15 protein-coding genes are annotated in these 13636 nt (G+C 63.7%); 5 read left to right on the top strand and 10 right to left on the bottom strand.

Annotation, left to right across the window (positions count from 1 at the left end; translation table 11 throughout):
* Window positions 1–10 precede the first annotated feature (10 nt).
* The 4 genes from ACLJEU_RS19820 to ACLJEU_RS19835 all read right to left on the bottom strand — a co-directional run bounded on the left by ACLJEU_RS19820 (window position 11) and on the right by ACLJEU_RS19835 (window position 2750).
* A complete protein-coding gene (locus ACLJEU_RS19820; protein WP_414664242.1) occupies window positions 11–931 on the bottom strand; it encodes an aminotransferase class IV in 921 nt (306 codons plus the stop codon).
* A 94-nt stretch (window positions 932–1025) separates the two neighbouring features.
* Window positions 1026–1418: a helix-turn-helix domain-containing protein gene (locus tag ACLJEU_RS19825; RefSeq protein WP_414664243.1), complete on the bottom strand. Its 393-nt coding sequence runs from the start codon at window positions 1416–1418 to the stop codon at window positions 1026–1028.
* A gap of 69 nt (window positions 1419–1487) precedes the next feature.
* A complete protein-coding gene (locus ACLJEU_RS19830; RefSeq protein ID WP_414664244.1) occupies window positions 1488–2279 on the bottom strand; it encodes an SDR family oxidoreductase in 792 nt (263 codons plus the stop codon).
* 63 nt (window positions 2280–2342) lie between these two features.
* On the bottom strand, window positions 2343–2750 hold the full coding sequence (locus tag ACLJEU_RS19835; protein WP_414664245.1) for an RbsD/FucU domain-containing protein: 408 nt from the start codon (window positions 2748–2750) through the stop codon (window positions 2343–2345).
* A 103-nt stretch (window positions 2751–2853) separates the two neighbouring features.
* On the opposite strand from ACLJEU_RS19835, the gene ACLJEU_RS19840 reads away from it, so the two are divergent.
* The 3 genes from ACLJEU_RS19840 to ACLJEU_RS19850 all read left to right on the top strand — a co-directional run bounded on the left by ACLJEU_RS19840 (window position 2854) and on the right by ACLJEU_RS19850 (window position 5721).
* Window positions 2854–3678, top strand: coding sequence for an MBL fold metallo-hydrolase (locus tag ACLJEU_RS19840; RefSeq protein WP_414664246.1), 825 nt, complete (start codon window positions 2854–2856; stop codon window positions 3676–3678).
* Window positions 3679–3731: 53 nt separating this feature from the next.
* On the top strand, window positions 3732–4616 hold the full coding sequence (locus tag ACLJEU_RS19845; RefSeq protein ID WP_414664247.1) for an NAD(P)-dependent oxidoreductase: 885 nt from the start codon (window positions 3732–3734) through the stop codon (window positions 4614–4616).
* Between the two features lie 79 nt (window positions 4617–4695).
* Window positions 4696–5721, top strand: coding sequence for a DUF4214 domain-containing protein (locus ACLJEU_RS19850; protein ID WP_414664248.1), 1026 nt, complete (start codon window positions 4696–4698; stop codon window positions 5719–5721).
* Window positions 5722–5892: 171 nt separating this feature from the next.
* On the opposite strand, the gene der is transcribed toward ACLJEU_RS19850, so the two are convergent.
* The 3 genes from der to ACLJEU_RS19865 form a co-directional block, all read right to left on the bottom strand.
* Window positions 5893–7377, bottom strand: coding sequence for a ribosome biogenesis GTPase Der (der, locus tag ACLJEU_RS19855; RefSeq protein WP_414664249.1), 1485 nt, complete (start codon window positions 7375–7377; stop codon window positions 5893–5895).
* A 151-nt stretch (window positions 7378–7528) separates the two neighbouring features.
* Entirely contained in the window at window positions 7529–8710 is a 1182-nt protein-coding gene (locus ACLJEU_RS19860; RefSeq protein WP_414664250.1) for a pyridoxal phosphate-dependent aminotransferase, read from the bottom strand.
* A 20-nt stretch (window positions 8711–8730) separates the two neighbouring features.
* Complete coding sequence (locus tag ACLJEU_RS19865; protein WP_414664251.1) at window positions 8731–9219, bottom strand: Lrp/AsnC family transcriptional regulator; 489 nt, start codon at window positions 9217–9219, stop codon at window positions 8731–8733.
* Between the two features lie 171 nt (window positions 9220–9390).
* Between ACLJEU_RS19865 and ffh the strand changes: the two genes are divergently transcribed.
* Together ffh and ACLJEU_RS19875 are read left to right on the top strand one after the other, a co-directional pair.
* The gene (gene ffh / locus ACLJEU_RS19870) at window positions 9391–10734 is read left to right on the top strand and encodes a signal recognition particle protein (protein WP_414664252.1); all 1344 of its coding nucleotides are present in this window, start codon (window positions 9391–9393) and stop codon (window positions 10732–10734) included.
* A 52-nt stretch (window positions 10735–10786) separates the two neighbouring features.
* The gene (locus ACLJEU_RS19875) at window positions 10787–11524 is read left to right on the top strand and encodes a ThuA domain-containing protein (protein ID WP_414664253.1); all 738 of its coding nucleotides are present in this window, start codon (window positions 10787–10789) and stop codon (window positions 11522–11524) included.
* Window positions 11525–11543: 19 nt separating this feature from the next.
* Here the strand turns inward: ACLJEU_RS19875 and ACLJEU_RS19880 are convergent, their stop codons facing one another.
* From ACLJEU_RS19880 to ACLJEU_RS19890, 3 genes are all read right to left on the bottom strand, one after another.
* The gene (locus tag ACLJEU_RS19880; protein ID WP_414664254.1) at window positions 11544–11855 is read right to left on the bottom strand and encodes a hypothetical protein; all 312 of its coding nucleotides are present in this window, start codon (window positions 11853–11855) and stop codon (window positions 11544–11546) included.
* A gap of 487 nt (window positions 11856–12342) precedes the next feature.
* A complete protein-coding gene (locus ACLJEU_RS19885) occupies window positions 12343–13080 on the bottom strand; it encodes a hypothetical protein (protein WP_414664255.1) in 738 nt (245 codons plus the stop codon).
* The gene (locus tag ACLJEU_RS19890) at window positions 13077–13628 is read right to left on the bottom strand and encodes an RNA polymerase sigma factor (protein ID WP_414664256.1); all 552 of its coding nucleotides are present in this window, start codon (window positions 13626–13628) and stop codon (window positions 13077–13079) included. The genes ACLJEU_RS19885 and ACLJEU_RS19890 overlap by 4 nt, the downstream gene beginning before the upstream one ends.
* Between the last annotated feature and the right edge of the window lie 8 nt (window positions 13629–13636).

Here is a 13636-nt window from a genome sequence, read left to right on the forward strand (position 1 = left end):
CAGAAACCGCTCAGGCCTTCAGCTCCGGGTGCGCCGCGACGTACTCGCGCACGTGGTGCGCCAACGCCGCCTGCAAACGCGCCGTGACGGTGTCCGGGCCCACGGCATAACGCATCCCGTCAATTGCTCCAACCGGCGTGAGACCCTTGGTGGTCGAAAGCAGAAAACACTCGCTCATCCCGGCCAGCTCCGGCGGTCGGAGAGTGGCTTCGTGAACGCGCACGCCGGCGGCCGGCGCGACGGATCCGAGCAGCAGCCCGCGCGTAATGCCTTCCAGAATACCGGCACCGGTCCCCGGCGTATAGACCTCGCCGTCGCGCACGAGCGCGATGTTCGACGTCGCAGCCTCCGTCACCTCACCGTGAAGGTTGAGCATGACCACGTCGTCCGCCCCGCGGGCGCGCGCCTCGCGCAGGCCGAGGATGTTGTTCAGGTAATTGCCGGTCTTCCACGCAGGGTTGAGACTCTCGATCGGATTGCGCCGCAGCCCGGTCGCGACCGACAACCGCAGGCCCCGTTGCAGCACGGCGGTGGAGCTCGCCGGGCACGGCTGGACGAGCAGGACAAATTCCGGCCGGTCTGCGAGGGCGACATCGAGTCCGATCGGACCTTCGCCCCGGGACACCTGCAGCCGCACATAGACGTCGTCGCGAAACGCAACCGCCGCGCGAAAGGCGGCGACGGTGCGCACTACTTCGGCAAACATCTCCGTGCGCGACCACGGCAGATCGAGGTGCAGCGCGCGGGCGGAACGCTCCAGCCGGTCCCAATGCTCGTGCCAGGCAAACACGGTGCCGTGATAGGTCCGCCACACCTCGTAGATGCCATCGCCGTAAAGAAAGCCCCGGCTTAGCGGCGAAAGGGCAGGCTCGTGCGCGGAGTGGAGCCGGCCGTTGGTGTTGGCTTGGATGAAGGCGGCAACCGTGGACACGGCCCAGTCTCGGTCGAAAGGTCCGGCACGCCAAAACAAAAAAGCCCCCGCGGATTGGCGGGGGCTTGATGAATCGAGACGGGAGAATGGCGGCTCAGCGCTTCTTCACGAGGCCGAGGGCCTTCTTGATATTCTGCACGCTCGGGAGCGAAATCTTCAGCGTGGCGGCGATCTCGGCGCCGGTCTTGCCGGAATCGACCAGCTTCTTTACCTGCGCGCGCGTGTCCTCGGTGATGACGGCGCGGGTCCGGCGTTTCTTGCCGCCCGCTTTCTTCGCTGACTTGACCGCACCGGGCCGGCGTCCGCGCCGCGGAGCACTCGCACCGGTGGCAGCGCCCACGGCGTCGAGAAACTCGGAGGCGGAGCCGAAGCCGTACTTCGCCGGCAAAGACGCGAGCTCCTTGTTGAGCTCGTCCGCAATTGATTTTTCCAGGGTGGCGAGTTTCACGCGCGTGGCCTGAAGTTCCTTGAGTTTGTCAGTAACCATACAACCACGTTGGATGAGGGTGTTCACTATAGCAAGCCGGCTTATTGAGAACTGGATGCTACAAGCTGACTATATTGTCATGGCGTGGTAACCACCATCGACCACGATTTCGGAGCCGGTAATGAAGCCGCCGGCGGCATCGCTCGCAAGTAAGAGCGTGGCACCAACGAGTTCACGCGCCTCGCCGAACCGCTTCATTGGCGTGTGCCCCATGATGGAGGCGACGCGCTCGGGCGACAGGATCTTCTTGTTTTGTTCGGCCGGAAAAAATCCCGGGACGAGCGTATTTACGCGTACCCGCTTTGGCGCCCACTCGCGGGCCAGGTTCTTGGAGAGATTATGCACAGCCGCTTTAGTGGCGGAATAGGTAAATACACGGGATAGCGGCACGATCCCCGACATCGAGCCGAGGTTGATGATTGAGCCGCCTTCGCCGCGCTCGACCAGATACTTGCCGAAGATCTGACAGCCCAGGAAGACACCCTTTAGATTGATCTTAACGATGCGGTCGAATTCATCCTCGGCGATATCGAGAAAGGGCGTGGCCGAATTCACCCCGGCGCCGTTCACCACAATATCAACCCGGCCGGAACGCGCGAGCACGGTGGCCAGAAGGGCCTGCACCGGCGCTTTTTCGCTCGCCTCGGCGGAAACGAAGTAACCCTTGCCACCGGCGGCCGCGATGCGATCCAGGCGGGGCTTTGCCTTCTCCTCATTGCGTCCGACGAGCACCACCTCGGCCCCGGCGCCGGCGAGGCCCTCGGCCATTGCGCCGCACAGTTCACCGGTGCCACCAATCACGACCGCAACTTTGCCGCCGAGAGAATAGAGTGAGGAGAGATAGTCCTGGGATGCGCTCATAAAGGGACAGCAGCAAAGTCCGTCCCGGCGTCCGGTGGCAACGGGAAATCGCACGCCGTCACTTCACCCCGACACCAGCACGAGGTTGGCGTACTGCACCGTGTCTCCCGTCCGGATGAGGCCAATCGCACCCGGTATGCGCCGCTTGAAGGCCACGTGCGGCTCGTGCGTGACCTGCGCGCCCCGGAGCCCCGCGGCAAAGGCATTTCGCACCTTGGTCGAATTCGCCGCCAGGAACTCCTGCGCCATATACGCCTCGGCCACCACGAAGTTGCTCCGCACCGCGGCGAGCACCTGCAGCACGGTCGGCACGCCATCGACGAGGGAAATATCCACCGTCTCGATGCCCGGCCAGAAGGGAAAACCCCGGTCGGCGATCACCAGTGTATTCGTATGCCGCACCCGCGCGAGGAGCGAGAGCAGGTTCGGATTGAGGATGCCTTGCACCAACATACCGCCGACACTGGCCACCCGCGGCGCGGAAACGAGCCTTTAACCGCAGCCGGCCCCGCCTGGCCATTCGGCCCGGGGCATACAGCTTGCGGCTGCGGCCGGGAAAGATTTATACACTCCCATGGCCCGCATTCCGCTCGAAGACAATTTCAACGACGTCATCAACAAAGCCCAGCGCGGATGGAAAATTTCCGATGCGGATCTCGCCGCCAGGGCGGACGTTTCACTGGAGGATCTTGCCGCGGTGAAGGCCGGCCAGCCCAATGATGCGGTCATCCGGCGGATCGCCCGCCCCCTGAAACTCTCCCCGTCCGCCCTCGAGACCCTCGCGCACAAACGCTGGTATCCACAACTCCCCGACTTCCCCAAGGGGTTCGCGATGTTCAACACCGCCTACGAGGACATGACGGTGAACAGCTACCTGATCTGGGACACGCGCGCCAAGCTGGCCGCGGCGTTCGACACCGGCGCGACCTGCGAAGCGATGCTGGATCTGGTGCGGGCTGAAGGCCTCACGCTGCGCTATATTTTTCTGACCCACACCCACGAGGATCATATTGCCGACCTCGCGAAACTCGCGGGCGAGACCAAGGCGGAAGTGTGGGCCAGCGAACTGGAGCCGGCGCCGTTTGCCGGGGCGAAGACCTTCAAGGAAAACGCCCACTTCCACGTGGCTTCGCTCGCGGTGAAAACCCTGTTCACGTTCGGGCACTCGCCGGGCATGACGACTTATTTCGTCACCGGTCTGAGCTGGCCGATTGCGTTCGTGGGCGACTCCGTTTTCGCGAGCTCGATGGGCGGGAGTCCGACGCACTTTGCCGACCAGTATCGCAACGACCGCGAAAAAATCTTCACGCTGCCGCGCGATACCGTGCTGGCCTGCGGCCACGGTCCGCTCACGACGCTCTCCCAGGAGAAACAGCAGAACCCGTTCTTCGCCCAATAACCCGGCACGCGCTTTGAATACGTTCACCTCAACCCTCGTCTCAAATTCCAATCATGTCTGAGAACATTGCCTTCGTCGGAGTCGGTCGCATGGGCGCCAACATGGCGCGTCGGCTCAAGGAATGCGGCTACGCCGTCACCGCGGTTTATGATGTGCACGCGCCCTCGGCCGCCGCGCTCGCGCAGGAAATTGGCGCCAAGCCCGCCACGCGGCTCGCCGACGTCACCGCCGCGGCGGACGTGATCTTCACGGTTGTCACCGACGACGCCGCCCAGCTCGGCGTGTTCGCCACCTCGGGCGATTCGCTGCTCACCGGTGCCAAGGGCAAGATCTTCGTCAATTGCGCCACCATCTCACCGGCGACCCATGTCGAGGTGGAGCGTCGCGCGAAGGGCGTCGGCGCCGTGACGCTCGAGGGCTGCATGGCGTCGTCGATTCCCCAGGCGCGCAACGGCACGCTTTATTTGATGTGCGGCGGTGATCGTTCGAGCTTCGACCGCGCGAAGCCAATTCTGGAAAAACTCAGTTCCGCGCTCCGTTATATCGGTACCACCGGTCAGGCCGCCCAAGTGAAGGCGCTCGTCAATATGGTCATGAATATCAACACAGCCGGCCTCGCCGAAGGTCTCGGTCTCGGCGCCGCGCTGGGCCTCGACCTCGCCATGTTGCGCGAGGTGTTTCTCCAGACCGGCGCCAACTCCCAGGTGTTGAAGACCGACGGCGAGGACATGCAGAACCGCGACCACGCGTGCTTCTTCTCCGCGGCCCACGCCGCCAAGGACTCCACCATCGCGTGGGTCCTCGGTGCGCAGGCCGGCCTGCACCTGCCGCTCGCCGGTGCCACCAAGCAGCAATTCGAACGCATGGTCGCGCTCGGGCTCGGCGAACTCGACAAGAGCGGCGTCGCCGAACTGACCTTCAAGGGCCGCCGGGCCTGAACCCCGCAAGGGGCGACTGACCCGCAACGTAACGGCAGGCGGGACGCCTGCGCTCCCGGCTGAAACTCCCCCACTCCCGATGACTATCATCCTCAACCGAATCCTGTCCTGCGCCGCGGGCCTGCTGGGACTGTTCGCCAGCGTCAGCACCGTCTCCGCGCAAGCGCCCGCGCCGTTGAGTCCGAATCGGGTGACGTTCTACACCGAGCCCAACTACCAGGGCGAGGCGCTGACGATTGAGGCGGGGGCGGCGGTGGAGAATCTCGATCGTCTCCAGCGCGCCGATCGCCGCCCGTGGATGTACGTGATCTCGTCCGTGCGCATCGACGGTTACGCAGCGGCGTCCGTTTACAGTGCGGCGGGGTTCGCCGGTGATCGGCTCGATATCACGCGCGACATCCCCGATCTCTACGCGGAGCGACGTGGCCGCGACGGCGCGGCCACGTGGGACCGGTCCATCGCCTCGATCTCGGTGAGCGGTCCTGCGCGCAACGAACCGCAGCCACCTGCGTCGCGTCCCGGCGGACCGCCGCCCACGGTCGTCGTCGTGTCGCCACCCCCGCCTCCGCCGCCGGTGATTATCCAGGAAGTCCGTCCGCGCCTGGATCGGCGCACGGCGGAGCTGATGGTCCAACGCGCGTACCGCGACGTCCTCAACCGTCCCGCGGACCCCGAGGGCCTGCGCACCTACCGGGATCGGCTGATGCACGAAGGCTGGACGGAACGCCAGGTGATCCAGGGTTTGCAGCGCAGCAGCGAAGCGCGCGCCGTGAACGCGGACGAAGCCATCACGAAGGCGTTTCGCGAGGTGCTGGGTCGGGATCCCGACGCCAACGGACTGGCCCACTATCGTTCGAAGTGGCGCGAGGGTTGGACGCAGGGACAGATCCGCGACGACCTGCGCCGCAGCCATGAAGGCCGCGACAGTTATATCCGGAATACGATTACGAAGGCTTATCGCGACGTACTCGGCCGCGAGCCCGACCCGGCCGGTTATGCGACCTACGAGAAAGCGATGCGCGAGCGCGGCTACACCGAACGCGAACTCCGCGCCGCCCTCATGAGCGGCGATGAGTACCGGCAGAAGAAGGCGGGGAAGCGGTGATCACCGGGGGCAAGAGTAGTTGAAAGGTGAAAGCTGAAAGTTGAAAGATTTGGCACCGATCAGCCGTTTTCTCCGGGCCGATCCGTTCAACCAGTGTGATTCCCTCACTTGGAGAACCGTGACGAAAGCGACCTTCAACTTTCAACCTTCACCTTTCAACTCCGCTCGCTCCTAGTCCTCCGCCACGTCGCCGCCCTCGGCGACTTTCCACTTGGCGCGATGCTCGGCGGAGGCGCCGCCACCGCCGCGGCTGCCGCGCATCTCGTCCTTCACCTTGCCGACGAGATCGAAATAGATCGGACAGCCGGCGAGATCGAACTCCTCCACTACGCCCGCTTCGAGATAGCGCCGGTACTGTTCGGTCAGCTTCTCCTCGCGATTGCAGAAGAGTTTGATCCGGAACGGACGCGTGCTCGTCTGCGTCGCGTAATAAACGCGGAAGCGTTTGCCGCCGATCGCCGCCGGCGGATTGCGCTCCGCGAGGTAGCCGAGGATCTGGTTCAGCTTCGCCGTCGGCATCTTCTTATCGAGCGTGCGATTCAGCTTCACCGCGGCATTCAGCATGCGGTCGACTTCGTAGCCGCTCATCGCCGAGACGAAAATCACCGGTGAACCCGGCGTGAAGAACAGACGCTCGAACAGCGCGTGCTCATATTTTTCGCGGTAGTCCCGCTCGCTCTTGTACGGCTTGAAGCCACCGGCCTTCTTGAAGGCCGCCTGCACGAGGTCCCACTTGTTGACCACGATGACGATCGGCTTCCCCTCCTTGATGGCTTCGCCGGCGATCGCCTTGTCCTGCTGCGTGACGCCCTCAAGGGCGTCGAGCACGAGAAACACGACATCCGTGTTCTTGATCGCATCGAGCGAGCGCAGGCGCGAAAAATATTCGACCGGCGAAGCCAGCTTCGTGGCCGCCTTGATGCCGGCGGTGTCGATCAGCCGGAACGGATACGTTTTGCCGTCGCGACCCGCGAAATCGAAAGGCAGCTCAATCGCGTCACGCGTGGTGCCCGGCACCTCGCTCACGATCAGCCGATCGCTCTTGAGAAGCCGGTTGCTGAGGGAGGACTTGCCGACATTCGGCCGCCCGATGAAACAAATGCACAACGGATCCGCCGCCGTCTTCGGATGGTCGGGCGTTTCCGCCACCGGCGCCGCCGGACCGAGCGCCTCGGCGATCGCGGCCCGGAGATCTTCCTCGCCGTTGCCGTGTTCGGCTGACACCCGCAACGGTTCGCCCAGCCCGAGCCGGTAAGCGTCTTCCAACGCGACCTTCGAGTCATCGAAGTCGGCCTTGTTCACCACCAGCCGCACCGTCTTCTTACTCTTGCGCAGCATCGTCGCGATTTTCTCGTCGAGGCTGCTCAGCCCGCTGAGCCCATCGACCACGAACAGAATCAACGTCGCCGCGGAGATCGCGAAATCCACCTGCTGCTCCGACGCCTTCGTGAGTGCCGCCGGTGTATCGATGCCCTTGTAACCGAGCCCGCCCGTATCCAGCAGCGTGTAACTGCCCTCGGCGATCTCGGCGGAGATTACATCGCGCGTGATGCCCGGCTGATCATGGACGATCGAGATGCGTTTGCGCGCGAGGCGATTGAAGAGACGGCTCTTCCCGACATTTGGACGACCGACGATGGCAACGATGCGCGACATGACCGGGCATTGAACAGGAGGAAACGGAGGTAACAAAGGTAAATCAGCAGGGAGCGCCCGGTTCCTTGGCGAGGAAAAGCAGGAAGCCAGGAAACCAGGATTGGTTCATGGCTTCCTGACTTTTGAATTCAGCCCGTCTTCGAACGCGCAACTACTTCCGGTTGGCTCCGACGAACCGCTCCACGCGGTCGCAGGCCTCGATAATCTGGTCGTAGGCCGTGGCGAAACACGCGCGGACGTGACCGCGGCCGTTGTCGCCAAACGCCACGCCCGGCACCACGGCCACCTTCTGCTGCTGCAGCAGGCCGACCGCGAATTCCTTCTCGGTCAGGCCGGTCGGCGTGACATCCGGGAACGCATAGAAACTTCCGCGTGGCAGGTGGCACTTCAGCCCAACTTCATTGAAGCGGCGCACAATCAGATCGCGGCGGCGATGATACTGTTCGCGCATCCTGAGGACCTGATCCCAGCCGTTCTTGAGGGCCTCGAGGGCGCCCTCCTGTGCGATGATCGAGGCGCACATCATGGCGTACTGGTGCACCTTCATCATGGCGTCGATCAAGTCCGCCGGGCCGCAGGCGTAACCAATGCGCCAGCCGGTCATCGCGAAGGCTTTCGAGAACCCGTGCAGGAAAATCGTCCGCTCGGCCATGCCAGGGAAACTCGCGATGCTCGTGTGGGTGCCCTCGAAGGTGAGCTCGGAATAAATCTCGTCGCTCAACACCAACAGATCCTTCTCACGGCAAAAGTCGGCGATCTTCTGCAGCTGCTCCCGCGTGCACGTGCCACCGGTCGGGTTGCACGGCAGGTTGAGCATGAGAATCTTCGCCCCGGGCTGCCAGGCCGCCTGCAGCGCCTCGGCCGTCAGCGCGAAGTTGTCCTTGGCGAACGTCGGCACCGCGATGCCCTCGCCGTGCACGAGCGTGATGCTCGGGTGGTAGCTGACGTAGCACGGCTGGTGATACATCACCTTGTCGCCCGGGTTGCAGAAGGCGCGGAAGCAGAGATCGAGCGCCTCGCTCACGCCGACCGTGACGATCACCTGATCGTCGGGCCGGTAGGTCACGCCGAAGTGCTGTTCGACGTATTTCGAAATCTCCCGGCGCAGTTCAATCGTGCCGAGGTTCGAGGTGTAGTAGGTCTTGCCCTTCTCGAGGGCGTAGATCGCGGCTTCGCGGACGTGCCACGGGGTGACGAAGTCAGGTTCGCCCACTCCGAGGGAGATGACGTCCTGGCCCTTCATCTTCGCGACGAGTTCAAAAAAGTCGCGGATGCCGCTTCTCGGCAGCGTGGACACGTGTCCCGCCACCCATCGTTTCGGATCGGTGCTCATGGTGCGTAGGGCTTTCGCGGTTACGGCGCGACGTTCAGGCGCGTGTTTTGCGCCTCGCCACTTTCGAGCAGGTAGCCCTGCTCCTTGTAGCAACGCAGCATGAAGTGAGTGGAGGTCGAGAGCACGCCCTCGATGGTCGACAGCTTTTCCGAAACGAACGCCGCCACCTTCTGCAGCGACGCGCCGCGCACGAAGACCAGCAGGTCGTAGCCGCCCGACATCAGGTAGCAGGACTCGACCTCGTCGAAGCGCGCGATCCGCTCGGCAAACCGATTGAACCCGCCGCCCCGCTCGGGCGTGACCTTGACCTCGATGACCGCGCGCACGGCGGCACCGGCGGCGGCCTCGCGGGAAAGATCGAGCACCGGACGCCAGCCGAGGAAGATTTTGTCCTTCTTCAACTGTTCCAGGTGCTGATTAACCTCCGCGTCCGTCAGCCCTGCGACCTTTGCCATCTGGCTGGTCGTGAGGCTGCCGTCGTCGATCAAGAGCTTTAGAACAGGGTTCATATGCCCCGTCAGAGTCGCAGAGAAAGAAACCACTAATCCACACTAATTTTCAGCGGTCCCCGCGCAGCCCCCGCGCCGTGGCACCCACACACTTTGCCATGGCCGCCGACCGGCGCTGGAAAATTTGTGTTCATTAGTGTCCAAACGTCGTTTCTCCTATCTGTTTCACCCATGTTCGACTCCCTCACCGAAAAGCTCGGCAACGCCCTCCGCAATCTGCGCGGAGTCAGCAAGCTCACCGACGAAAACATGGCCGCGGCGCTGCAGGAGGTGCGGACCGCCCTCCTGTCCGCCGACGTCCATTTCAAGGTGGCGCGTGAGTTCGTCGACCGCGTTCAGCTGCAGTGCGTGGGCCAGGACGTCCTCAAGGGCGTCGCGCCCGGTCAGCAAGTCGTCAAAATCATTCACGACGAACTCGTGCGCCTGCTCGGCGAAGGCACGACCGATCTCTCGCCCGCCCGGCCGCTGAAGATCCTGATGGTCGGTCTCCACGGCTCCGGCAAGACGACCTCGACCGCCAAGCTCGGCAAGCTGCTCAAGAAACGCGGCTATCGCCCGTTCGTCGTCGGCGTCGACGTCTATCGTCCCGCCGCCATCGATCAGCTCGAGATTCTCGCGAAGCAGGAGGAACTGGGCTTCTACGCGGATCGCGTTTCGAAGGACGTGCCCGCGATCGGCGCCACCGCCCTCACTGCGGGACTGGCCGCGAGTGCGGACTGCATCATCTTCGACACCGCGGGCCGGCTGCAAATCGACGCCGATCTGATCGAGGAAGTGAAACGCCTGCGGGCGCGCATCCAGCCGGATGAAGTGCTGCTCGTCGCGGACGGCGCGCTCGGCCAGGAAGCGGTGAACGTCGCGAAGACGTTTCACGAAGCGTTGCAGCTGACGGGCCTGATCCTGACGAAGCTCGACGGCGACACGCGCGGTGGTGCGGCGCTCTCCATCAAGTCGGTCACGGGCGTCCCGATCAAATTCATCGGCACGGGCGAAAAGACCGCCGACTTCGAACCGTTTTATCCGGACCGGCTCGCGTCGCGCATCCTCGGCATGGGTGATGTCGTTTCCCTCGTCGAAAAGGCGCAGGAGACGATCGATCAGAAGGAGGCCGAGAAGATGGCCGAGAAGATGCGCAAGGCGGAGTTCGATCTGGAGGACTTCCTCGCGCAGATGCAGCAGGTGAAGAAGCTCGGCTCGATGCAAAGCATCATGGGGATGATTCCCGGCATGAGCGGCATGCAGCTGCCCGAGGGCGCCGACAAGCAGATGGCGCGAACCGAAGCCATCATCAAGTCGATGACCAAGCAGGAGCGGAAGAAGCCCGACATCCTCAACGGCAGCCGCCGCAAGCGCATCGCCGACGGATCCGGCGTGAAAATCGTCGAGGTCAACCAGCTGCTGAAGCAGTTTCAGCAAATGCAGCAGATGATGAAAATGATGAAGGGCGGCGGCGGCAAAAAGCTGATGCGCCAGATGGAAGCCATGAAGGGCAAAGGCGGATTCCCCGGCATGTGAGCGTCCCCGTCACCACGAATCTGATACCATGTTTTTCTCCATGCCCCACCCCATGAAACTGTTGTTCCTTCCCCTGCTCTGCCTGCTCGCCGCCGTGACCCACGCGGCGCCCGCCAATTCCAAACCCGTGCGCGCGCTGCTCATCACCGGCGGGTGCTGTCACGACTACGAATTCCAAGCCAAGTCCCTGACCGAAGGCGTGAAGAAATTCGGCGACGTGACGTGGACCGTCATCAACGAGGGCGGCAAAAGCAAGGACGCCAGGATCGCGCTCTACGACAACCCGAACTGGGCCAAGCCCTACGACGTCGTCGTCCACAACGAATGCTTCGCCGACCTGAACGACATTGCGTACGTCCGGAAAATCACCGCGGCCCACCAGGCCGGCACGCCCGCCGTCGTGATTCACTGCGCGATGCACACGTATCGCCTGCTGCAGCAGGATGACTGGCGCGAATTTCTCGGCGTCACCAGCCGGCGCCACGATCACCAGGCCACGTATGCAGTCCGCCCCGTCGTCAAGGACCATCCGGTCATGCGCGGCTTTCCCGAGAAGTGGGTCACCCCGATGGATGAACTGTACATCATCGAAAAGCTCTGGCCGAAAGCCCGCGCGCTCGCGGTCTCCACCAGTGAAGCCGACGGCAAGGAGTACCCGGTCATCTGGGTGAACGACTACCACGGTACCCGGATTTTCGGTACGACCTACGGCCACGGCAACGTCACGTGGGCCGATCCCATTTACCTCGGCATCGTCGCCCGCGGCCTGCTGTGGGCCGCCGGGCGCTGATCGCAGGCGCCGTGGGAAATTACTGCGCGCCGGATCCCAGCTTCACGTTCGCGAGATCGGCAAACATCTGCGCCTTGATCGCCTTGTCGCGGCTGAGATCATACGACGCGGCGAGATTCACGGCGCGCTGCGCGTAGTCGTGCGCCACGCGCGGCGAGCGCCCCGCGATCACGGCACCCAAGCCGCCATTCCACGCCAGCGCGATGTTGTACGGCGTGGCCGGCACCCGCGACGCTTCCAGACTGCGTTTCAACCACTCGTAATGCTTCACGGCCACGATGTCCGACGTCGTCCGATCGAGCGCCTGCTGAAAAGGAACGGAGGTGTGCATGCGCCACGTAGAGGAACGGAATTGATACGCACCCAGCTCGCCGTGACGCCCCGGGCGGGTGGAATTCTTGGGGTTCTCCAGCTTGTGGATGGCTTCGAGCGTGGCCCAACGACTCGACGCGCTGGCACTTACAGCGGATAAGCACAAAACGAAAAGAAACGTCATCCAGGGGGAGACGACGCGCGGCTTGGGTAGGTTTTGAGTTCTCACGAGGCCCCCACGACCGCATGAATCGTGCGCTGTGCACCGATCCGAGAAACTTTTTCCCGCGTTTCAACGGAACCCGGCGCTTAGGTTCGGGCGCTTCGCGCTTTAGGCTGAATGAAAAAAAGTGGCACCTAGCCGGCGGTGCGGGAACCGAGGCCGCCGCGCTCGCGAAATCTGTAAAATCGCCCGTTTTTCGTCGGACTTCCTTACGGGAAAAAGCCAGTGGTTTTGATAGGTAGTTACCGCACGCTAACCCACCAGTCGCTCCCCTACTGGATCGTTAGAGCACGCCACGCAGCGCGGCCATGCTGGCATCGCTCACCACGACATACTGCAAGTCGGCATCCACCCACGACGCCGCGACCAGCGCGCCGCGACTTGCAAACCGTGGCGTAGTGTCAACGGGTTCGTCACGGAGTTCACCGCGTCGCGCGACGAACACGTGGAATTCCTTGCCCTCGCGCTCAAAGCACACGAGCGAGACGTCGCGGCCCTTGAACGAAAGCGCGCGACACCCGAGCGCGCGCAAGTGCGCAAACTCCGTGGGCAACTGGCGCGGAATCGGTCCCTGCTTCTCCGCGAGCCACGCTTTCAGCGCGGCCACATCGGAGCTGCGCTTCTGCAGAAAGAATCCGTTGGCCACGGTGTTCACGGCAAAGTCCTGCAACGTCGCTCCCGTGGCGGCCGGTTGCCAGCGGACCACACCGAGGCTCAACGCCACGACGATCATCGCCGCCACCGCAAACACCACGGCCCGCCATCCCGCAGTCGGCGCGCGCGACACGTCGCGACATCCGGTGCGACCGGCGAGCAACGCCGCCCGCAGGCCTGGCGGCGGCGCAATCTCCGCGAGCTTATCAGCGATGGCGTTGTCCCACGCCTGCTCGCGCGCCCACCACTCGGCCAGCACCGGATCGTGTTTCACCTGTTGGAGCGCAGCCGACACGTCAGGACCGGCGGCCTCCCGCGGGTCGGGCCGGTACGCGCTCAAGATCAGTTTCGCGTCATCAGCGTTCATGAGTGTGAAAGTCCCCGTTGGCCGGCGAACGGCACCACCTTCGTCCGCTCCGCGTGGTCCTCCTGGGCAAAGAACGCACGCAGCCGGGCCTTCCCCCGGGAGATCCGCGACATCACGGTGCCAATGGGCACGTCCAGCAGTGAGGCGATCTCCTGATAGGAGAAGTTCTGGAGGTAAAACAGCGTCAGCGGCACGCGGAACACCTCCTCCACCTCCTGCAACGCGACCATGACCGTCGCGGCGTCAAGCGAGGCCACCCGATCGACCTCGGCGGCCGCCACGTCGCGTTCCGCCGGCGCAAGATCCTCAATCGCCGTGATCCGGCCATCCCGGCGTCGGCCTCGAAGGAACTCGCGGTACAGCGTCGTGAAGAGCCACGACTTCGCCTTCGCCGTGTCCCGCAGGCTGTCACCCTTGGTCGCCCAGATGAAGAACGTCTGTTGCACCAGATCGCCGGCGTCCGACGCATTGCGCGCCAGGCTGAGCGCAAACCGATAGAGCGCCTCGTAGTGGGCATCCACCAATTGCGTGAAAGGCTCGTTGGACATCGGTGGGT

Source organism: Terrisphaera buseokensis (assembly GCF_047521145.2).
In the GTDB taxonomy this organism is placed as follows: Bacteria; Verrucomicrobiota; Verrucomicrobiia; order Opitutales; family Opitutaceae; genus ER46.

What these genes read in the sequence shown, in the direction of transcription:
- ACLJEU_RS19885 (WP_414664255.1), bottom strand. Translation starts at nt 13,080, where the DNA reads ATGAACGCTGATGACGCGAAACTGATCTTGAGCGCGTACCGGCCCGAC.
- ffh (WP_414664252.1), top strand. Translation starts at nt 9,391, where the DNA reads ATGTTCGACTCCCTCACCGAAAAGCTCGGCAACGCCCTCCGCAATCTG.
- ACLJEU_RS19830 (WP_414664244.1), bottom strand. Translation starts at nt 2,279, where the DNA reads ATGAGCGCATCCCAGGACTATCTCTCCTCACTCTATTCTCTCGGCGGC.
- ACLJEU_RS19890 (WP_414664256.1), bottom strand. Translation starts at nt 13,628, where the DNA reads ATGTCCAACGAGCCTTTCACGCAATTGGTGGATGCCCACTACGAGGCG.
- ACLJEU_RS19875 (WP_414664253.1), top strand. Translation starts at nt 10,787, where the DNA reads ATGAAACTGTTGTTCCTTCCCCTGCTCTGCCTGCTCGCCGCCGTGACC.
- ACLJEU_RS19845 (WP_414664247.1), top strand. Translation starts at nt 3,732, where the DNA reads ATGTCTGAGAACATTGCCTTCGTCGGAGTCGGTCGCATGGGCGCCAAC.
- der (WP_414664249.1), bottom strand. Translation starts at nt 7,377, where the DNA reads ATGTCGCGCATCGTTGCCATCGTCGGTCGTCCAAATGTCGGGAAGAGC.
- ACLJEU_RS19825 (WP_414664243.1), bottom strand. Translation starts at nt 1,418, where the DNA reads ATGGTTACTGACAAACTCAAGGAACTTCAGGCCACGCGCGTGAAACTC.
- ACLJEU_RS19880 (WP_414664254.1), bottom strand. Translation starts at nt 11,855, where the DNA reads ATGCACACCTCCGTTCCTTTTCAGCAGGCGCTCGATCGGACGACGTCG.
- ACLJEU_RS19865 (WP_414664251.1), bottom strand. Translation starts at nt 9,219, where the DNA reads ATGAACCCTGTTCTAAAGCTCTTGATCGACGACGGCAGCCTCACGACC.
- ACLJEU_RS19840 (WP_414664246.1), top strand. Translation starts at nt 2,854, where the DNA reads ATGGCCCGCATTCCGCTCGAAGACAATTTCAACGACGTCATCAACAAA.
- ACLJEU_RS19850 (WP_414664248.1), top strand. Translation starts at nt 4,696, where the DNA reads ATGACTATCATCCTCAACCGAATCCTGTCCTGCGCCGCGGGCCTGCTG.
- ACLJEU_RS19860 (WP_414664250.1), bottom strand. Translation starts at nt 8,710, where the DNA reads ATGAGCACCGATCCGAAACGATGGGTGGCGGGACACGTGTCCACGCTG.